At 60.7% G+C, this 18835-nt stretch carries 16 protein-coding genes, 2 pseudogenes and 2 riboswitches; of the genes and pseudogenes, 2 read left to right on the forward strand and 16 right to left on the reverse strand.

Going from position 1 to position 18835, the window contains the following annotated elements; all coding sequences use genetic code 11:
• Positions 1-5 precede the first annotated feature (5 nt).
• The 10 genes from cybH to ACH79_RS40115 all read right to left on the reverse strand — a co-directional run bounded on the left by cybH (position 6) and on the right by ACH79_RS40115 (position 11584).
• Complete coding sequence (gene cybH / locus ACH79_RS40075; RefSeq protein WP_371419334.1) at positions 6-734, reverse strand: Ni/Fe-hydrogenase, b-type cytochrome subunit; 729 nt, start codon at positions 732-734, stop codon at positions 6-8.
• Between the two features lie 11 nt (positions 735-745).
• Positions 746-2536: a nickel-dependent hydrogenase large subunit gene (locus ACH79_RS40080; protein WP_161855682.1), complete on the reverse strand. Its 1791-nt coding sequence runs from the start codon at positions 2534-2536 to the stop codon at positions 746-748.
• 22 nt (positions 2537-2558) lie between these two features.
• The gene (locus ACH79_RS40085) at positions 2559-3650 is read right to left on the reverse strand and encodes a hydrogenase small subunit (RefSeq protein ID WP_161855683.1); all 1092 of its coding nucleotides are present in this window, start codon (positions 3648-3650) and stop codon (positions 2559-2561) included.
• Positions 3651-4172: 522 nt separating this feature from the next.
• Complete coding sequence (locus ACH79_RS40090; protein WP_246738328.1) at positions 4173-5339, reverse strand: hypothetical protein; 1167 nt, start codon at positions 5337-5339, stop codon at positions 4173-4175.
• 1752 nt (positions 5340-7091) lie between these two features.
• Positions 7092-7841 carry a precorrin-6A synthase (deacetylating) gene (gene cobF / locus ACH79_RS40095; protein ID WP_161855684.1) on the reverse strand — a complete coding sequence of 250 codons (750 nt, stop codon included), beginning with the start codon at positions 7839-7841 and terminating at the stop codon, positions 7092-7094.
• A gap of 51 nt (positions 7842-7892) precedes the next feature.
• The gene (locus tag ACH79_RS40100; protein WP_161855685.1) at positions 7893-8570 is read right to left on the reverse strand and encodes an energy-coupling factor ABC transporter permease; all 678 of its coding nucleotides are present in this window, start codon (positions 8568-8570) and stop codon (positions 7893-7895) included.
• Positions 8571-8606: 36 nt separating this feature from the next.
• Positions 8607-8825, reverse strand: a riboswitch (cobalamin riboswitch).
• Between the two features lie 224 nt (positions 8826-9049).
• Positions 9050-9259 (reverse strand): hypothetical protein, encoded by a 210-nt coding sequence (locus ACH79_RS43485; RefSeq protein WP_057856115.1) that lies wholly within the window; start codon positions 9257-9259, stop codon positions 9050-9052.
• Entirely contained in the window at positions 9259-10041 is a 783-nt protein-coding gene (cobM, locus tag ACH79_RS40105) for a precorrin-4 C(11)-methyltransferase (protein WP_057856116.1), read from the reverse strand. Before cobM ends, ACH79_RS43485 begins: the two co-directional genes overlap by 1 nt.
• The gene (locus tag ACH79_RS40110) at positions 10038-10406 is read right to left on the reverse strand and encodes a cobalamin biosynthesis protein (protein ID WP_057856117.1); all 369 of its coding nucleotides are present in this window, start codon (positions 10404-10406) and stop codon (positions 10038-10040) included. The genes cobM and ACH79_RS40110 overlap by 4 nt, the downstream gene beginning before the upstream one ends.
• Positions 10403-11584, reverse strand: a complete 1182-nt coding sequence (locus ACH79_RS40115) for a bifunctional cobalt-precorrin-7 (C(5))-methyltransferase/cobalt-precorrin-6B (C(15))-methyltransferase (protein ID WP_057856118.1) — start codon at positions 11582-11584, stop codon at positions 10403-10405. The genes ACH79_RS40110 and ACH79_RS40115 overlap by 4 nt, the downstream gene beginning before the upstream one ends.
• Between ACH79_RS40115 and ACH79_RS40120 the strand changes: the two genes are divergently transcribed.
• On the forward strand, positions 11583-12332 hold the full coding sequence (locus ACH79_RS40120; protein ID WP_161855686.1) for a cobalt-precorrin-6A reductase: 750 nt from the start codon (positions 11583-11585) through the stop codon (positions 12330-12332). The two genes, ACH79_RS40115 and ACH79_RS40120, sit on opposite strands and share 2 nt — an antisense overlap.
• Here the strand turns inward: ACH79_RS40120 and cobJ are convergent.
• The 6 genes and pseudogenes from cobJ to ACH79_RS44670 all read right to left on the reverse strand — a co-directional run.
• Positions 12308-13042, reverse strand: coding sequence for a precorrin-3B C(17)-methyltransferase (gene cobJ, locus ACH79_RS40125; protein ID WP_057856120.1), 735 nt, complete (start codon positions 13040-13042; stop codon positions 12308-12310). The genes ACH79_RS40120 and cobJ overlap by 25 nt on opposite strands.
• Complete coding sequence (gene cobI / locus ACH79_RS40130; RefSeq protein ID WP_057856121.1) at positions 13039-13770, reverse strand: precorrin-2 C(20)-methyltransferase; 732 nt, start codon at positions 13768-13770, stop codon at positions 13039-13041. The genes cobJ and cobI overlap by 4 nt, the downstream gene beginning before the upstream one ends.
• A gap of 2 nt (positions 13771-13772) precedes the next feature.
• Positions 13773-14402 (reverse strand): precorrin-8X methylmutase, encoded by a 630-nt coding sequence (locus tag ACH79_RS40135; protein ID WP_057856122.1) that lies wholly within the window; start codon positions 14400-14402, stop codon positions 13773-13775.
• Positions 14402-15565, reverse strand: a complete 1164-nt coding sequence (gene cobG / locus ACH79_RS40140) for a precorrin-3B synthase (RefSeq protein ID WP_161855687.1) — start codon at positions 15563-15565, stop codon at positions 14402-14404. The genes ACH79_RS40135 and cobG overlap by 1 nt, the downstream gene beginning before the upstream one ends.
• Positions 15562-15999 carry a cobaltochelatase subunit CobN gene (locus ACH79_RS44665; protein ID WP_246738777.1) on the reverse strand — a complete coding sequence of 146 codons (438 nt, stop codon included), beginning with the start codon at positions 15997-15999 and terminating at the stop codon, positions 15562-15564. The genes cobG and ACH79_RS44665 overlap by 4 nt, the downstream gene beginning before the upstream one ends.
• A gap of 48 nt (positions 16000-16047) precedes the next feature.
• Positions 16048-16377: pseudogene (locus ACH79_RS44670) on the reverse strand (DUF1636 family protein); the annotation flags it as partial.
• Positions 16378-16465: 88 nt separating this feature from the next.
• Positions 16466-16683: riboswitch (cobalamin riboswitch) on the reverse strand.
• A 38-nt stretch (positions 16684-16721) separates the two neighbouring features.
• On the opposite strand from ACH79_RS44670, the pseudogene ACH79_RS40150 reads away from it, so the two are divergent.
• Positions 16722-17031 (forward strand): annotated as a pseudogene (locus ACH79_RS40150) (cob(I)yrinic acid a,c-diamide adenosyltransferase); the annotation flags it as partial.
• Positions 17032-18835: the final 1804 nt, after the last annotated feature.

The raw sequence follows: 18835 nt of genomic DNA on the forward strand, positions 1-18835 counted from the left end.
GTCAATCAATCGCGGAATTTGCGCTCGCCGAAAATGATCGACGAGACGATGCTCTGGCGCGACACGATATCTTCGCGAACCGCGGTATAGATGTGAATGAGCGCAAACGTCACGATCATCCACAGGCCGAGATGATGCCAGGTGTGGACGTCCTGGCTGTTCGGCCTAATCGAAAACACCCAGCCGAACAGCCTGTACTGCCAGCTGTCGTTGCCGGTGCCCTGCGCGTACAGTGCAAAGCCGGTGACGATCATGAACGCGGTCGCCAGCGTAAACATGAAGAACATCGCAAGCTGGGCCAGCGGATTGTGCGCGACGTATTTCTTTGGCTCGGCCGCAACGAAAGCGTACCAGCGAATCTCGTGCCACACCTCGCGCCAATAGCTCTTGCGCCAAAGCGGCACGTAGAAAATCTGCTTAGCATGGGGGTTGCCCACGAACGCCCAGTAAATGCGCAAGAGGAAGCCGAGCGTGAGCACATAGCCTGCGATGAAATGCACAAAACGGATATAGCCGAACAGAAAATTGTCGCCTGTCTCTCCGGGAATGGTCGGTATCCCATTGCCGATGAAATAACCGCTGAGGCCCAACACCAGAATTGCCGCGGCGTTGATCCAATGCCACAGCCGCACCGGCGCCTCGTAGACGTAGACGACTCCACGCTCGCTGCGGCCGGAGCGTACCGGGTCAACCGCGACAGTGGCAGTTAGCGCTTGCGGAGATTTGTCCAACAATGCCGCCTCCCCTAGCGGACCTTGACAGTTGCCATTTCCTGGCCATCCGGCCCCATCACATGTGTCGAGCAGGCCAGGCATGGATCAAACGAATGGATCGTGCGCAGGATTTCCAGCGGCTTCTCCGGATCAGCGATCGGCGTATCCATCAGCGAGGCCTCAAATGCACCGATATTGCCATCTGGATCACGCGGCGAGCCGTTCCATGTCGTCGGCACGACGCATTGGTAGTTGTCGATCTTGCTCTCCTTGATCTTGATCCAGTGCCCGAGCGCACCACGTGGCGCCTCGGTGAAACCGTAGCCCTTGGCTTCCTTCGGCCAGCTCTCCGGCTTCCATTTATCGATGTTGGCGGTAGCGGTGTCACCAGCTTTGATATTCGCCATAAGCTTATCCTGGAAATAGTGCATCTGGTGCGCGGCCCATTGGCATTCGAGCGCACGTGCCGCAGTGCGGCCGAGCGTCGAGAAGAGTGCAGCGAAGGGAAGATCGAGTGTCTTCAGCAGCTTCTCGGTTGGCTCCTTGAACTCCTCTTTGCCTTGTGCGTGACCTATGAGGTATCGCGCCAGCGGTCCCACCTCGACGGCGTTGCCGCGCCAGCGAGGCGCCTTGATCCAGGAATATTTGCCGCCCTCGTCGAGCTCCTTGATGTCGGTCCTGGTGCCCTTAACGTTGGGCCCGAGCCGGAAATTCGGCTCGGTTATACCATCCCAGGGATGCAGCCCCCTGGTTTCATCGGGGTACTTGTACCAGGAATGAGCGACGAACTCCTGGATCTGCTCGGGATCGCCGTGATCGATCGGCAGAACTTCGCTGAAATTGCCATTGAGGATCACGCCGCGCGGCTGCTTGAGGTTTTTCGCGGAATAATCATTCGCGTTCTCGGGAATGTCGCCATAGGACATTAGGCTCTTACCCGAGAGACCGCGGCCATACAGCCAGTCCTTGTAGAAGGAGCCAATCACGGCAATGTCGGGCAGATAAACCTGCTCGACGAATTCGATCGAACGGCCAATGATCGAGGATACCAGGTTTAGCCGCTCCATATTTATGGCACCCACTGCACCGGTACCATCGACATTGATGGCGCAGGCCACGCCACCGACCAGCCAATTCGGATGCGGGTTCTTGCCGCCATAGATGGCGTGGATCTTGACGACGTCCTTCTGGAAGTCGAGCGCTTCCAGATAATGCGCCAAGGCCATCAGGTTCGCTTCCGGCGGAAGCTTGTAGGCCGGATGCCCCCAATAGGCGTTCTTAAACGGGCCGAGCTGCCCTGATTCAACGAACTTGGTCAGCCTGATCTGCAGATGCTTGAAATAGCCTGGCGATGATAGCGGCCAGGGGGAGACCGACTGCGCCAACGCAGAGGTCGCCTTGGGATCGGCCTTGAGGGCGGAAATCACATCGACCCAATCCAGCGAGTGCAGGTGATAGAAGTGCACAAGATGATCGTGCACCTGCAAGCAGAGCTGCATGATATTGCGGATCGAGTTAGCATTCTCGGGAATGATGATACCCAGCGCGTTCTCCACCGCGCGCACCGAGGTGAGCGCATGCGTGCCGGTGCAGACGCCGCAAATCCGCTCGGTGAACGCCCAGGCGTCGCGAGGATCGCGTCCACGCAAGATCGTCTCGATGCCGCGCCACATAGTTCCGGATGAGACCGCGTTGCAGATCACATTGTCGGAATCGAGATTGACCTCGACGCGGAGGTGGCCTTCGACCCGGGTCAGCGGATCGACGACAATGCGTTTGCTCGAATTGTCGAGCTTGAACCCATTCGGTGTCTGGGCGCCCATCGTTGTCCTTCCCTGAATCCGATTATTTTTCCTGAGCTACGCGGCCCCGTTTACGGGTCAGCCGCTTCGCGGCTGTGATCGCCGCGTGCGCGGCAACGGCTAGGCCGACCGCGCCAGCAGCGGCCATGCCAATTTGGTCGGCGTTGGCCTCGATGCCGAATTGCTTGATGGTCGTCAGCCGATCGTAAAATGAGCCCTTGTCCCAAAAGCCATCTTCGGAGCAGCCTAAGCAGCCGTGGCCGGATTGGATCGGGAAGGAAACGCCGTCGTTCCACCGAACGGCCGAGCAGGCGTTATAGGTGGTCGGCCCCTTGCAGCCCATCTTGTAGAGGCAATAACCCTGGCGCGCGGACTCGTCGTCCCACTCCTCGACAAACTGGCCGGCGTCGAAATGGGGACGCCGATAGCACTTGTCGTGGATCCGCTGGGAATAGAACATCTTTGGACGCCCTTGGCGGTCGAGCTCGGGAAGCTTTCCGAACGTGGTGATGAAGGTCACCAAGGCGGTCATGACCTCTGCGATGGGCGGGCAGCCAGGCACCTTGATGATCGGTTTGTTCGTGATCACTTTATCGATCGGCGTCGCCTGAGTCGGGTTGGGCTTGGCTGCCTGCACGCACCCCCAAGACGCACAAGTACCCCAAGCAATGATCGCGATGGAATCTTCCGCCATCGCCCTGAGCTTTTCGACGAACGGCTTGCCGCCATCAATGCAAAACATGCCGCCTTCGTTCAGCGGCGGATTGCCTTCAACGGCAAGCACATACTGGCCCTTGTACTTGGCGCGGGTCTCCTCGAGGATAGCTTCGGCCTGATGTCCTGCCGCCGCCATGATTGGGGCGTCATAATCCAGCGAGATCATCGACAGCACCACGTCTTTGAACAGCGGATGGGCCGAGCGGATAAAGCTTTCCGAACAGCAGGTGCATTCGAGCCCGTGCATCCAGATCACGGGCACACGCGGCTTTGTCTCCAGCGCGTTGGCAATCTGGCTTGCCGCGAGCGGACCGAGCCCGAGGCTCGTTGCCGTCAAACTGCAGAATTTGTGGAAACTGCGACGCGTGATACCCTGACGTCTGATGACGCCGTAAAACGTTTCCGTTGCCTCACCCATAAACCCCTTCCAAGCTGTTATCGACGGCTTACTGACGCTCTGATAGCAAGAAGCAGGCCAACACCACCTGAAACACCTGAGAGATGCCAACCGGCTTCCAGAAAAAGCGCTCAAATTAGTCACGTGGGGCCATGAGAGCTGAGGAAGCGGAAACGAACGCACGATGTGCGTTCGCAGCGTCTACATAACCAAGTCGTCGCATGCCGCAATCCAGCGGCTCCACCTTGTTCAGGTTTTCACGAAGCTGGCCTCTCAGGACTAGATTGGATTTTTAAGGTTCGCAATCTCGTCAGGTGGCTTATCGCGGCCAGTCAGCCGCTTATCCTAGAAGATCAGCATATCCGTGCAACATCCCTTAGTTGCGGCGAGCGTAGCCAGCCGTGTCGTGACGTCTTTGAGCCCCTACTTGGATCTTTGTCGTATCAAGAATTGTCCAAGTGAATGCTAGAGCACCGGCTCGCAATTCCAATTCATTAAGAATCCTTCGACCAGTGTCGGACACCACACGTCTGACACATACCGTCAGATTAGGGACGCACCGCGGGTTAACAGCCGCTGTGAAAGAACAGCCTCAACACTTTCGGACCCTTCAACTCCGACAATTGGACGCCCCGGTACGACCGTATGTTTTAAGGCAGTAATACGGTGCATCCGGGTAAACTGATCCAGCGCATAAACACAAGACGCGCGTAGCTTTGCGATTTCATCACCAAGGCGTTCGATGACGGGCGAAATGGTCGCAGACCGGGGAAAGTCCGCTTCCCCTTCTAGCCAAGTTGGCGTGGGTTCCGCGCTTGCATTGCCCGGTGACAACCAGCGGAATACCTCGCTAATGCATCCCTGCGGATAGTATTCGGACAGCCGATATACGTCCCTATAGAATTGCGGCTTCTGTTGGAAGAGATCTTCACCGAACAGTAGCACCGAGACCGCCACTATCCGCGCAGAGAACCGGCCGCTCGGGCCAAGCCTATTCTTGTAAGGGTTTTTTCCATAAAACACACGAAACTGGCCAAATAGGTCGGGTGACATGTGCTCCAAAAAGCGCGTCAGAACATAATTTGCCGACTCAAGACGCTCTAAGCATACCGCAAGACATTGGCGAGCGTCAGCGTCAGCCGTGTCACGTAATTCAAGTAGAGCATCGATTGCTAGCTGTAGATCGCTCTCGATGAGTTGGTGACCCAAGCAAAAATCTCGCTCTTCGACCCCGGCCGCGCCGAGGCAATATACGCGTGGATCGCTCTGCACCGGGTTTGCAAGGATCATATCTTCATACGAGAGGACCTCAATGCTAGGCTTCCGATCACAACTTAATCGGGCAAGACGGCTCAACTCCTCTCCTATGGTCAACTCCGCTTCTACGGGATGAAGACCAGCAAACGCTGACATCTGATAAGCACAGTTGACGAGATAGTGGATGTCTGTCTTGGCGATCGCGAGCTCGGGCTGCGGCAGATTCAGCAGCTGCACCTCATAGTCGGCCGATGCAATCATCCCGTTAATGCTGCGTCCAAGATCCCTGACCCCTTCATCTGGCCGTTTACTGCGTTTGATCTCGGCAATGCAGTGCGGGAGCTGATCGGTGACCAAATTGCTGAGAAGCCCAAGCGGGCGCGTTCTCTGCCCGCGATCAATACTATCGGTCAGATGAGAAAATATCTGCGTCCGATAGCTCGGCGCGTTCATGCTTGCGGACTCCCACTAATTTTCGTGTGTAGAGAAGCCGCGATGACATCTGCGGCCGTCGTCACATCAATTTCTTCTTTGGCTCCTTGCTGAGAAGCGCATTTCGATCAGCGAACTGCATTCGTCTCCGTCACTCGACGCAGGTCAGATCGCACCTAGCGATGCGCCGGCGAGGCGCGCGGGATGAGTACAGTTTGTCGAGGACAGGCGGATATCGCGGCCAATGCGCCTTCGTGCGTTGCGAAGCCCGACGGCTCAGTACGGCGTCTCCGGTGCTGATTTGGATCAATTGAGTAGGTTTCATATAACTCCTGCGCCTACGACTGGGAGAGTGGCATGATCGTGTGGGTCCTTCCCAGCAATGCACATGCCACCAAGCACGTCGTGCGGGCCTTGCTTGAAGAGTGAAAACTATGTGCTTCGCTTCGCGGCGAGCGAATATTTGCACCTCCGCGTCGCTTTTCGAGCATACGCGTCTGCAACCGGACACGCCGAATACGACACCACGGTCGTAACATCCCTCGATCTCGCAACCGTTTCGATGCGCACGTCGAACTCGCCCTGAACCAGTTAGGGCCAGAACTGCTTGAAGTGCGCATAACAGCGATAAAGAAGCCCCGCAGTACGGCGGTGCCAGGGTTATGGGCGTTGCCGGGCTCTGGCGGTATTTTCCAGCTTTCCGGAGCTCCGTGGCAGTTGGCGAATGGTCTTGGGAATAGCATCACCCTCTGACTTCAGGGGTCCGAGATCAAGTGTAAGATCTCTAAGCGCGCGCTCGCCACAGTAAAGAAGCCCGATCCCTCTCGGCGGCCGCATTCGCTGAGTCGGAAACACTGCTTCGAAAGCGTACAACCTGACGCTACGTGCGATTCAAGTCTCACCTGAGGGGCCTCGCACGAATTTGTACGAACCTTCGGCTTACGATCTGCTCTTCGCTCGCTTTTTGTCCAGGAATTGTCGTCTCCTTTGGTAGTTGAACTCTGAGCCGCCGGCGCGACTCAGTTTCGCCACGCGCCATAACGCAGGCTTCGGAGCTGTTCCGCGAGTGCCGGATGCTTTGAGTTAATAGCAGGTGACTGCAAACGGCTTCACCCCGAGGCGTGAGCGGTGCGCTTTGATGCCGATCCGGAAGTCAACTCTTGCGTTTTGTGCTCCGCCAACGCATATACGCACCACGGTAGCGCGATGCGCTATCGCAGCCCTCCTTGGGCGTTTCCTCCCTAGACTTGGGCCGCTTGTTCATTACAAGCGGCCTCTTTTTCTCGGTCGCCGCTATGGCGACGCCCCGGCAATTCTTTCGGAAATTGGCTTGCGCAGGTTGGTTAGACGACCGCCACGCTCGCAACGAGTTGCTACCTTCGGCGCAAGCGCCATCCCCGTCGCTTTAACGAGAAGGGACGAGCACGGTCATGAGAAACTCGCCTTACGCGAGGCAACGCGCCTTCGTTGCAGGTCGGCGGCCCGTGAGGTGTTGAGTACGCATTCTTCTCCGGCCGTGATATCAGTCTTCGCGGTAAAGCCTCCGCGGGCGAATGTTAAAGATGTTTCTCGCATTGATAAGCGTCGGAGATATAGGGATGGAAATGGGAAGCCTTTCTTTGGTTGGTCCGGCATGCGGTAGTCGTCAATACTATCGAAGGAACGATCTCCCCTTCGGGCGCTCCGGCCGATCTCAGCGATCGGGCGCATTTGGAAGCCGTGCGAAGGCGCTTGCCGCGGGACGCCGCAATGCCAGCAGCCTTCGCACGAGTGCTACGACACGCGCTTGATGATGTAGCTATCCATGATCCAGCCATGCTTGGCGCGTGCTTCCTGTCGGGCGGCGACGATGATTGGCCCCACTTCTGCGAGCGCACCTGACATGGTGATTTGCGGGGGCATCCCGAGATAGGCGCCCCACCAGATATGTAGTCCGTTCGGATCGAGCCACTGGAACGCGGCGCCGCCATCGAGCATGACGACCACCGTGTCGGCGCCGGATGGCCAACCGCATTCGCGCAGCCGCCGTCCGGTGGTGACGAGAAAAGGCTCCCCAATGTCGTTCAGCGGCAGTGAATGTGCGGCGCAAAGCGCCTGGATCGACGTGATGCCCGGGACGACCTCGATTATCGGCAACGGATCAAGCCTTTGTGCGATCCGCAGGCTCGAGTCGTATAGCGAAGGATCGCCCCAGATCAGCAGGGCAACGCGCCCGTCATCACCGAGATGCGCCGCAATTGCCCGGGACCAGGTCACGGCGACGGCGTCGTGCCATTCCTCCACTCCCTTGCGGTAGCTCTCCTGCGCAGTATCGCGAACGGGCACGTCGAACTCAGCAACGCGCGTGCGGCTGTTCGTCAGGGCTTGCGCGCAAATCAGCCGGCGCAGGTCGGCGAGATCGGACTTCACCGGGCCCTTGCGCGGAATCAGCACCAAGTCAGCTGCATTGATCGCGCGGATCGCCCCAAGCGTGAGCTGCTCGGGATCGCCGCAGCCAATGCCTATCAGGGAGAGTGTCAGCATTACGTTATGAAACGGGGGCGGCCGCGGCTTGCGACCGCCCGCACGTCATCTTCAGGCGCCGTTGTGAAGCCGATAGGTAACAAGACCATCGGCAGTCACACCTCGCAGCGATTTCGCCAGTGCCAACACGGTCAGATCGGCCAGCGGTTCAATGACCACGACGAGCGCGTAAGAAGCGGCGAAAGACGCGATGGAGGCGAGGTTCTCGGCCGCAAAGCCCGCACCATACAGCGCCCAGAAGGCGACCCACCCTACGATGCCGGATTGATAGGCGGTTGAAAGCGCAAGTGCCTGCCGATATTGCAGGTCAACATAGGCGGTGTTGCGAGGAATGATCCGCCCGGCCAGCGCCTGGATCGCAAATAAGGGCACCAGCAGCGTCGTCACGTTCATACCATATTGCGGCAGGTCGGTCGGCACGAAGAACAGCCCCTGCAGCAGAAGACCAAGCGCCAACCCGAACGCGGCTGGCGCTGCGCCGAACAGGAGAAACAGCGTCGAGCCGAGAATGAAATGCACCTCCGAGACCCCGACCCTGAAATGCGGCAGGAGTTCGAAGAACGAGAAGACCAGGACCGTTGTTGCGACGGTGCGCACCGCCAGCGAAACAATTCCCTGCGCGCGCACGGTTTCGACCACGGGCTTGAAGGCGCAGCCGGCGGCAACGGCACCGGTTGCGCAACTCAGCACGAGCTTGGCGCCCGTAACGATACCTGGTTCGATATGCATGACTTAAGTCCCTTCTGCCGTCACACCCGACGGCGTTAGCGTTAAAAACTGCAGGGCCGGTCTCCTGGCTCGCGGTTCGAAACCGGTCCCCGGCCTTCCCAGGCCTGACGGCCAGTGGCGGATCGGAGCCCCTCACCGCTTACAGTCGCGGGGGCGGCCGGGCTTTGGGCGCCGCATTCAGGTCCGCCCTTCCCCGTTCCCAATTATGCTCTGGCGCTTTGCGCCGCTTCGAGCACCATGCCTGCTCTGTGTGCTCCTTCCGACGAGGAGACGTCAAGGGGCTCGCGAGATCGGGCGACAGCGTCATCATCGGGTCTCTCCCGCCAGCGTGCCGAAAAGAATGATCGGCGCCGTCGTTGCGGCGCCGGTTTGCGCTAGCTGCTCTGCGAGCTTCGCAATCGTGGTGCGGACAATCCGCTCCTCGGCGTGGCCAAGAGACTCGCAAATAGCGCCGGCGTGTCGGCAGCCACCGTGCTCGATCAGTTTTGCCGCGAGCGCCGGGAATGTGTCGCTTCCCCATATAAATAGGGTCGTTGATTCCGGATCGGCAATTGCCGCGCATCGATATAATCGGGCTCGCTCTTGAAGCACTGGACCTTCAGCCCGCGATCGCGATAGGCGCGCGCCAGCGTCAGCGTCGTCTTGCCGACCCCGGATGCAGGCGCGGAGATGACGAGGCTCGCCGTCATCACGAGCCTTCCGGAAAGCGAGGCGTCGGCCCGAGCGGCCGATAGCGGCGGTCATAGTCGACGGCATACAGGCGGCTCTCTCCGAAATCTTCCGAACCCAGTGTGCGGCCAACCAGAATAACGGCTGTGCGCTCGAGCTCGGTGCTTACAGCAGAGTCCAAGGTACCGAGCGTGGCGCGGACGATGCGCTGATCCGGCCAGCTTGCGCGCCAGACTATTGCAACCGGGCAGTCTCCTCCGTAGTGCGGCGTCAGCTCATCAATCACCGTGGAAAGCAGATGGATCGAGAGATGGATGGCGAGCACCGCACCGGTCGCGGCAAAGGTGGCGAGTTTCTCGCCTTGCGGCATCGCGCTCGCCCTGCCCGGCATCCGCGTCAGCACGACCGATTGCACAAGATCCGGTAGCGTGAGCTCGGCCTCGATCGCGGCCGCGGCGGCGGAAAAGGCCGGCACGCCCGGCGTGATTGAATAGGAGATTTGAAGCGCGCGCAGGCGGCGCAATTGCTCGCCCATCGCCGACCAGATCGAGAGATCCCCGGAATGTAGCCGCGCGACGTCCTTGCCCTCACGATGCGCGGTGACGATCTCCGACATGATGTCGTCGAGCGACAGCGGCGCGGTGTTCACGATCCGTGCATCCTTTGGGCAATGGGCAAGAACGCCCTCGGGTACGAGAGAGCCGGCATAGAGGCAGACCGCACAGGCGGCAATCAGATCGCGACCGCGCAAGGTGAGCAGATCAGCTGCTCCCGGTCCGGCACCGATGAAGTGCACCGTCATTCGGCGTCTCCTACCGCGATCGCTGCGGTCGCCGTCCGATCCTGCGAGACAGCCCGCGTCGAAACGAGGCGCGCACCACGGCCGGCGACCGCAAGCGCTGCGGCTTCGGCGACGGAGCCCGTACCGAACTTCGCCTTGATGGATTCTGACTGTGTGGGCGTGGCAATGCCGGCTAGGACATCGGCCGAAACAGGCCGGATCGGCACGGTGAGTTCGCGCGCCAGCAATTTGAGCGCGGCGGTTTCGGCCTTGTCGCTGACAGTTGCAACTGCCGCGAGACCTTCAGGACCGCCCGCGGCGGCGAGAGCTTCGCGCAGCGCAGCCAGTGTGACCTCCCGCTTGAACCCCAGACCTGCGACCTTCACTTGACTGCACTCCATTGCACGACCGGCCGCATCGCCTCCCAGGAGCGATAGCGGCCGAGGTGACCCGCATGCGCAATCTCAATTCGCATCAACTCGCCACCGTGGCGTTGATGAAGGTCCGAGAGTAGCGCCTCGGTCTCCAGCGTGACGGCATGCGCAACCACCCTTACTCTCGGCTCAATGCGCGACCACACCGCATCGAACATCCTAGCGTCGAGCCCTCCGCCGATGAAGACGGCTTGCGGTGTCTCAAGGCGTGAGAGGATATCAGGCGCTATTCCCTCGACGATGGCGATCCGATGCGTCAGACCGAAGGTTGCCGCGTTGCCGCGGATATTCGCTACGCGATTAGACCGCGCTTCGATGGCGATCGCCGTGCCACCACAGAGAGCCCATTCTACCGAGATCGAACCTGAACCGGCGCCAATGTCCCATAATCTGTCGCCGGATCTCGGCGCCAGCGACGAAAGCGCGAGCGCGCGCATCGGCCGCTTGGTGATCTGGCCGTCATGCACGAAGAGCGCGTCTGAAAGGCCGGAGCTGCGCGGAACGCCGTGCGGTCCATTGGTTTCCAGCGCAACTGCCACCGGCCCCGCGCCGCCATCTGCGGCGTAGCTGTCGGCCCGATATTGCGCCACGGATTCGCGGGGACCGCCGAGCGCGGTGAGCGTCCATAGCCGTGAATTGCCCCAGCCGCGCGCCGTCAACCATTTGGCCAGATCGCCGGGCGCCTTGCCGTCGCGCACGAGACAAATGATGCGCGCTCCATGTGTCAGATGCGGCACCAGGCGTTCGAATGGCGCCGCGTGGATTCCAAGACAGACGACAGATTCGAGCCGCCATCCGAGCCGCGCCGAGGCAAGCGAGAATGTCGAGAGCGCGGGATGCGCAATCCATTCGCTCTTGCTGAGCCGTTCCGCGAGACTGGCTCCTACGCCGTACCAGGACGGATCGCCCGAGGCGAGCACCACCGTCGGACGACCGCGGCAGGCCAGCACGCAATCTGTCTCGAACGGCGCCGCCCAGGGACGGCCGCGGTCGGAAATCCCTGCCAGCGCGAGATGCCGTTCGCCGCCAAACACCGTCTCGGCTTCCGCAAGCGCCTTTCGGCTTGCATCCGAGAGGCCGGCAAGGCCATCTTCGCCAATGCCGATGATCGTCAGCCAGGGATCATGCATGATGTGCGCCCTCATTCTGGGCGGAACAAGCGATGCCAATCTGCTCGCAGACGCTGTGGCGCGCGCGGGGTGTGATGCGATCTATTCCTATGGAGGTCGCACCCGCGCCCCCGTGAACCAGCCGCTGCCGACCCGCATCGGAGGGTTCGGCGGCGTGAATGGCCTTGCCGAGTTCATTCGGCGCGAGGAAATAACGCACCTTGTCGATGCAACCCATCCCTTCGCGGCCGAAATGAGCCGTAATGCGGTTGCAGCGTGCGAGATGACCGGAACACCGCTGATCGCGCTCGAGCGCGCGCCCTGGGCAAAAGGGACCGGCGACACCTGGATCGAGGCCGCGGATATCTCCTCCGCTACGGCAGCATTGCCGAACAATCGCGCGCGGGTATTTCTTGCGATCGGACGCCAGCACATCGCACCTTTCAGCGCCAGGCCGCAGCACGCCTACACTTTGCGGTTTGTCGATCCTCCCGATGGACCACTGCCGTTTCCGGACGTCGATGTCATCGTGTCGCGCGGACCGTTCACCCTCGCCGGCGAATTGGAGATGATGCGTGCGCGCGGCATCGAATGGGTTGTTGCCCGCAACTCCGGTGGAGCGGGCGCGCGCGCCAAGATCGACGCCGCGCGCGAGCTCGGCCTTCCCGTCGTGATGCTCAAGCGGCCCGAATTGCCTGACAGGCCCCGAGTCGAAAGCGTGGCGGAGGTCATGCAATGGCTCCGTCATCGGGCATGCCTCGGTGCATAGACCCAGCGGCCGACGCGGCGCGTTGCCGAATTACCGACGATGACAAGGGTTCGCATGTCGGCCATCTCGGGCCGTGCCTCGCGCAGCATCACGGTTTCAATTCGCTCCGCGACCGTGCTGACCGCATGGGCGAAGATCACGAGGCGCTCGCCGCAACCTGCCTCCTTCAGCACCGAGAGCGCGCGTTCAAAACCCTCGGGCCGGCTCACTGAGCGCGGATTGTACATCGCGATCGCAAAGTCGGCTTCGGAGGCAAGCCGCAAGCGTTTCTCGATCATCGACCACGGCTTCAGATTATCGGAGAGATTGATCGCGCAAAAATCGTGGCCGAGCGGCGCGCCGGCGCGCGCGGCGGCTGCCAGCATTGCAGTTACGCCGGGCATAACGCGGATTGCAAGCCCATGCCATTGAGACGAGACTTCAAGTGCTTCGAACACAGCCGCTGCCATGGCGAAAACACCTGGGTCGCCCGAAGAAACCATGACAACACGGCGTCCTTCCGATGCCAGCTGCAAGGCATCGCTTGCGCGCTGCAACTCCATGCGATTGTCTGATGGATGCAGCGTCAGTCCTTCACGCGGGGCTACTCGCGCGACGTATGGCGCATAGCCCACGACGTCGGTCGCGGCGGCGAGCGCGGCGGAGACTTCCGGCGTGACTAGCGCCTGGTCGCCCGGCCCAAGTCCCGCGATGGTCAATATGCCCGTCATTCGGCCGCCTCCATCCGGCGTCCCCGCCCATGCACGAGCACAATCGCGAAATAGGGGCACTCGGTCTCGTCCACGTCCTCCAGCCGCGCGACGCGCTCGGCCGGCATAGTGCCGCGTTCGATCAGCCATGCCTCGCCAAGGCGGCCGGCGCCGGCAAGCGCGCGGCGCACCTTCTTCAGATTGCGCCCGGTCTTCATGATGACGAGCGCATCGGAATTGCGCGCGCGTTGCTCGAGCTCTTGTTCCGACAGCGTACCCATCAGTACCGTCATCACATCGTCGCCGAGGGCGATCGGCAGGCCGACCGAATTCCAGCAGCCAGCCATGCCGGGAATGCCGGCGATCACCTCGATCTCGACGCGGCGCTGCAGACGTGCACGGAGGTGCATGAAGGAACCGTAGAAGTAGGGATCGCCCTCGCAGAGAACGACGATGTCGGCCGCGCGGGCGATCCGCGCAAGACGCTCCGCCCACTCGTCGTAAAAGCCGGCAAGGAGGCCAACATATTCCGGACTATCGAAGGCGATCTCCGTAGTGACCGGATACTCCATCGGATATTCGCAGACGTCCTTTGCCAGTAGTCCATCGACGATGCGGCGCGCCTGGCCAGCCCGTCCTTTCTTCCGGAAATAGGCAACGTGCTTGGCCGCACGGACCTCACGATCGGCGCGCACGCTCATGAGGTCCGGATTTCCTGGCCCGAGGCCGCAACAGATGATGCGCCCCATAGCTATTCGTTCCGGCTCGCCAGCGCGTTCACGGCGGCGACCGTGATTGCGGAGCCGCCAAGGCGCCCCTCGACCGTCAGCGCCGGCGCAGGCTGGTCAACCATCAGCGCAAGCTTGGCTTCAGCCGCGCCAACAAAGCCGACCGGACAACCGATGATCGCTGCAGGTCTTGGACAGTTGCGATCCTCCAGCATGTTGAGCAGGTGAAAGAGCGCGGTCGGCGCATTGCCGATAGCGACGATCGCGCCGTCCAGATGCGGCCTCCACAATTCCAGCGCTGCGGCTGAGCGGGTATTGCGCATGGATTGCGCGAGGGAGGGAACCTTGGGATCGTCAAGCGTACAGATGATGGCGTTGCCGGCCGGCAGGCGCGCACGCGTAATTCCCTCCGACACCATGCGTGCGTCGCAGAGGATAGGCGCGGCGTTCTGCAGCGCAGCCCGCGCGATGCGCGCCATGCCGGGCGTGAAGCGGATGCAGGATTCGAGACTCACCATGCCGGCGGCATGGACCATCCGCACGACCACTGGCTCCTCGTCGGCAGAAAATCGCTCAAGGTTCGCCTCCGCGCGAATGGTGGCGAAGGATTGACGGTAGATCGTCGCACCATCGGTTTCATAGACGTGCGTCATCAGGGCGCTCCCGTTAGAACGGAAGGATCCGCGATCATTCGGCCTGCGCTTACTCCACGCTGGCTAGGCGTATCCCTCGTTGAGCCGCTGCGGATGACATCAAATCCCTCGCGGGTCGCAACAAGGGTGAGCGCAGCAGTCCCCGAATGAGCACAGCCTTTGGCACAGCCAGAGACGTGAAGCCTCTCGTCCGCGGCAATATGCGACGCAAGCGACGCTGCAAGTGCACGAGTGTCGCAGTGCGCCTCACAGCAGGCGGGCGCACCGCTGCAGGCGACGACGCGCAGGATCGGATCGTCCGCTTGGGTGACGAGGCTCTCGCAGTGGGGCATTTCGCGCAATCCTTCCGCCACAATCATGCGCCAGGGCGTCATCCGTAATCCTTGCGAGCATCCGGCAAGATGGCTGAGAGCGGCATGTGTCAGCTGTCCGAAAGCCGCAGCGACCATCGCGCCTTGCGGATAAAGTCCGGGACGCGGCTCCGCGATCATGCAAGCCGGCTTGACGTTGCTACGAAGCGCGTCGGGCAGTTTTGCGCCAGCCCCGACATGCGCTTTCATTCGCCCTCTCCCCTCCCTGGCTCCGCCCGAGTCGACGAACCACTCGGCAAGCGCGAGCGCAACGCTTACCGCTTCTGTCCGTGAGACGGGACGACCATGCTCCGCACCGTCGGCACGCACGATCAGCTCTCCCGCGATGCTGCGCTCGATCCGGATGTCGGCGGAGGCGCCGGCCAGCGCGGGCTCTGTGCTGCAATCAACGGCGAAGCCGAATTTGGTCGGCAGGTCGGGCGGTCCCATCACAAGCCCGCGTTCAAGTTCTGCTGCGAGAAAACAGGTATCGTCACTGGCGCTCCAGAAGGGCGAGACAAGGATGTTGCGCCGCGCTTCCGACTCCGCATCGGGATCGAGCAAGTGCAGCCGTGAGAGTTCCTCGATCAAGGGCCGATGACCTTGATCACTGACACCCCTGATTTGCAGGTTGCCCCGGCTGGTCAGATCGATCAGGCCGTTGCCGTAGCGCTCGGACAGCACCGCAATTCCCGCTGCCTGCTTCGGAGCCAGCCGGCCACCGTGCGGCCGGATGCGAACCACGAGCCCATCTCCCGACCGCATCGGCCGTAAGGCGCTGGGGCACCAGCCCTTGATCGCAACAGCGCTCATGAAGCCTCCCGCAGCGCGACCGCAATCGAATTGCGCCGTGTCCTCCAGGGCGAAGCTTGATTCAAACGGGTGAAGCAAGTCTCGATCGCCGCAAGCGCCGCCGGATTCTCGCGCGCCATGAAAGTGCGCACGTTGTCGCTGCCAAGCATCGCGTCGTAATAGAGATCGAAGAGATGCGTGGGCACCGCATCGGCAAGATGTGCAAAGCTGGCCATATGCTCTAGCGTGGCAGCGATTTCCGCCGCGCCCCGAAAGCCGTGGCGCATCATCCCGGACATCCATTTGGGTTGACCGCACGCGCACGCACAACGCGCGAAATTTCCTCGGTCAACGAGCGAGCACGCGGCTGATCGGGATGTGTCGCGTAGGTGGTAGAGCGATGGTGTGGCCGCGCCGAGGCGCGCCGCCGCGGGCGCAAGGCCCGCCTCATGCACGGCATAGTCTGCGGCGAGCAGCAGATCCGTTTCATGGTAATCGGTGGAAATGCGGGCAAGCGATTGTTTGCGGAAGATCTCCGGCCGGCTGCGCCACGGCACGATGCCGTCGGCCGTCGCCGCATAGGCCGCAGCACCGGCGATCACGTCCGGCGCGTTTATGTCGGACAGGCGGCCGCAGACGTAAGACCACCGTCCAGGCGCGCTGAGCGCGCAACCCTGGCTACAAGCAGACAGGCATTCGACCGGAACCACGTGGACGTCTTCCGGCACGCCGGCGAGAATGGCGCTGTGCAGACGCGCGCCTGGCGTGATTTTGCCTTCTCTTACGGGTTGGTCGGCACGGCAGGTGATGCAGACATGAAGCGTGACGGTCATCGCCCTCCTCGATTTTTGGCGGAGGCGATGAGGCGCACGAACCGGAGACACTACGGTTCGTTGCCGTCGCGGAGCACCCCGTCCGCCGGTCTCAAGTCTCTGCGCTGGCAGGTCTCCCGGCTTGCGGAGCAGGTTTTCCCTTCGATCTCCACCTTCCCAACCCTTGACGGGTCAGTGGCTCCTAGAGATCTCTCCGGTCACGGTCGCGGGGGCGGCTGCGCTTCAGGTCCAAGCTTCGCGGCTAGAGCCCTATCGCATTCCCTCTTCGCCTGTCCTAGGACAGGAACCAACGCCACCCCACCATTTGCCCAAGCGTGCAGCTTGTCAAGCCGTAGAGCGTGCTCATGACTTCCGAACCTGATGCCGCTGAGGACGAAACCGTGACCTCTGAAGCCTCGCTGGACGCCCACCATGCGGCCAAAATGGCGAAGAAAAAAAGCAGCGCGCGACCGGATGATAGCCGCCAAGAGCGGTGAGAAGGGACTCATCATCGTCCACACCTGCGCGAGCAAAGGGAAATCCTCCTTGGCTCTCGGCATGATCATGCGGTGCGTTGCGCATGGCTTTCCCTGCGCCATGATGCAATTCATCAAAGGTGCGTGGGACACCGGCGAGCGCCCGCTGCTGACCAGACATTTTGGTGAATTGTGTCGCGCCAACTGGGAACATCGGCGATCGGCGAAGGAATTTACCACTCGACGATAGCCTAGGTTTCAACTTTCCATCCAGAGCCTTCATCGCGTGTCAACTCGTAGGTCAACAAATCAGGATGCTGACCGCGATGCATTTGATGCGAACCTGGCGATTGGCCGAAGCGCAACTGGTAAATGCCATGCCTGTCCTTAGGAAAAAAGCTTTTCTGCCGGCCCACTATCGTTGCGGAATAATAGGCCGCTGACAGACATCAACTAATCCGATGGGCCGTTCTGACCTATCGATGGATTGGTGCGAGGACGCGGCGCCGCCCCCTGAATTCATGGGCGTGAGTGAGATCAAATGCAAGATCTGCAAGCTGGCGCTCCTGCTCGCCAAAAAAATGCCCGGCCTCCTTTTCGGCGGCCGGGCGGAAGTCAGTCTGGGGGGGAGCGACGCTGCTACACATCGCACCAGCTTCCGTCGGCAGAGGGAGGGTGCCGGCGGTTCATTTACGGCGGGGGCATTCGCCGTTAACTTTAGCCACGGGAAGGCCGATATACGTTCCAAATGAAATCAGGTTTCGCTTCCTTCTGCTCTATTCAGGGAATTCGGCCCAACGATCGCGTGAAGCTCGACAAGTGCGTCGGTCACGTAATCTTGAGGCGATCATCAAAGATATGCTTCAAGATGAACCCACCGAAAAGAGGCTGTCCGCCAATGCTTCGCCCACCTGTGATCACTCATCCGCGATGGAAGTGACGTCCGAGTATGTGTGCCATTTGCACCAGACTATGCTCGCTTTCTAACAGCATTCCGCAAAACTGGTGAAATCGATTGTTTCGATGGGATGCATCTATGCTGTTGATACATAAAGACATGCGTTCAGCGACCCTTGATCTAAATCGCCTCATTCGCGCAGGACGCTCTGGTGACCAGGCGTAAGCTCTGGCCGAATTGCAATCCATTTTACCAAGACATCGCGGTGGCCGACTTTTTTGCGCGGCCTCGGCCCGTTTCCCATCTGCAAGGCCCGCTGCGTGTTTGCGCTGCTTTCGGATCAGCCAGCGCACGCGGCGGAAACCCCACAATTGCGAGTCTAGGGCTCAATCGCGAAAGACCGCTGAGAGGGCATGTTGGCCGACGGCTGGTGCGAAGCTACTCATCGAGGCTTGCACGGACACGGCTCGCAAACAGCGAAGCACCCGGCTCATCATGGCGCAGGATTGTTTGGTGGCCGACAAAGTCTCGCTACGCAACGTGGTAATTGCGACACTATTCTCAATCCAAGAATGTCGCGCGGCCGTTCCCTGGGCCGACTAGACGCAGATCATCGGCAGCTTTCGAGCGGCACGTCGTTTGCAAGGGTGATATTGGGCATGGACACGGACCTTCAGCCGTGCCGATGCCCGCAACCTTCAGGTTGCAGCCCGACGCACCTCTTGCTTCTCCCTTTAGCAAAGTGCGTCGGGCTTTTTCGGTCATACAGACACGCCCTTGCAAGAACACCCCCTTGCCTATGGCAACGCCTGTCTTGACCATGCACGCTGCTCTGTATCCGGATTTTCGTATTCGGGATTCGACAATGCACGAGACAACCTTTCGGCGAGCCACCTGAGAGGTTCCCAAACTGATAGATTCCCGTCGATTTAGCTCGGTGGGCTAAGACGTGAAGTCGTGTGCGATCGAGGACCCAACAGCGCAGAGCTCGGCGGCATCAAGGAATCGGCTGGGCCACTCCGAAAACCTGCCTACGGGTCTACCGCCGATCGATTACGTCCTTATGGCCGATGACATAGTCCCCTCCTTTACGGTTGAGCGGGTC

The organism is Bradyrhizobium sp. CCBAU 051011, assembly GCF_009930815.1.
Lineage (GTDB): Bacteria > Pseudomonadota > Alphaproteobacteria > Rhizobiales > Xanthobacteraceae > Bradyrhizobium.

Coding starts and splice junctions, on each gene's coding strand:
- ACH79_RS40080 (WP_161855682.1), bottom strand. CDS start 2,536: ATGGGCGCCCAGACACCGAATGGGTTCAAGCTCGACAATTCGAGCAAA.
- cobF (WP_161855684.1), bottom strand. CDS start 7,841: ATGCTGACACTCTCCCTGATAGGCATTGGCTGCGGCGATCCCGAGCAG.
- ACH79_RS40135 (WP_057856122.1), bottom strand. CDS start 14,402: ATGACGCACGTCTATGAAACCGATGGTGCGACGATCTACCGTCAATCC.
- cobI (WP_057856121.1), bottom strand. CDS start 13,770: ATGGGGCGCATCATCTGTTGCGGCCTCGGGCCAGGAAATCCGGACCTC.
- ACH79_RS40120 (WP_161855686.1), top strand. CDS start 11,583: ATGATGTGCGCCCTCATTCTGGGCGGAACAAGCGATGCCAATCTGCTC.
- cobM (WP_057856116.1), bottom strand. CDS start 10,041: ATGACGGTGCACTTCATCGGTGCCGGACCGGGAGCAGCTGATCTGCTC.
- cobJ (WP_057856120.1), bottom strand. CDS start 13,042: ATGACGGGCATATTGACCATCGCGGGACTTGGGCCGGGCGACCAGGCG.
- cobG (WP_161855687.1), bottom strand. CDS start 15,565: ATGAGCGCTGTTGCGATCAAGGGCTGGTGCCCCAGCGCCTTACGGCCG.
- ACH79_RS40115 (WP_057856118.1), bottom strand. CDS start 11,584: ATGCATGATCCCTGGCTGACGATCATCGGCATTGGCGAAGATGGCCTT.
- ACH79_RS40090 (WP_246738328.1), bottom strand. CDS start 5,339: ATGAACGCGCCGAGCTATCGGACGCAGATATTTTCTCATCTGACCGAT.
- ACH79_RS43485 (WP_057856115.1), bottom strand. CDS start 9,259: ATGACGGCGAGCCTCGTCATCTCCGCGCCTGCATCCGGGGTCGGCAAG.
- ACH79_RS40100 (WP_161855685.1), bottom strand. CDS start 8,570: ATGCATATCGAACCAGGTATCGTTACGGGCGCCAAGCTCGTGCTGAGT.
- ACH79_RS40085 (WP_161855683.1), bottom strand. CDS start 3,650: ATGGGTGAGGCAACGGAAACGTTTTACGGCGTCATCAGACGTCAGGGT.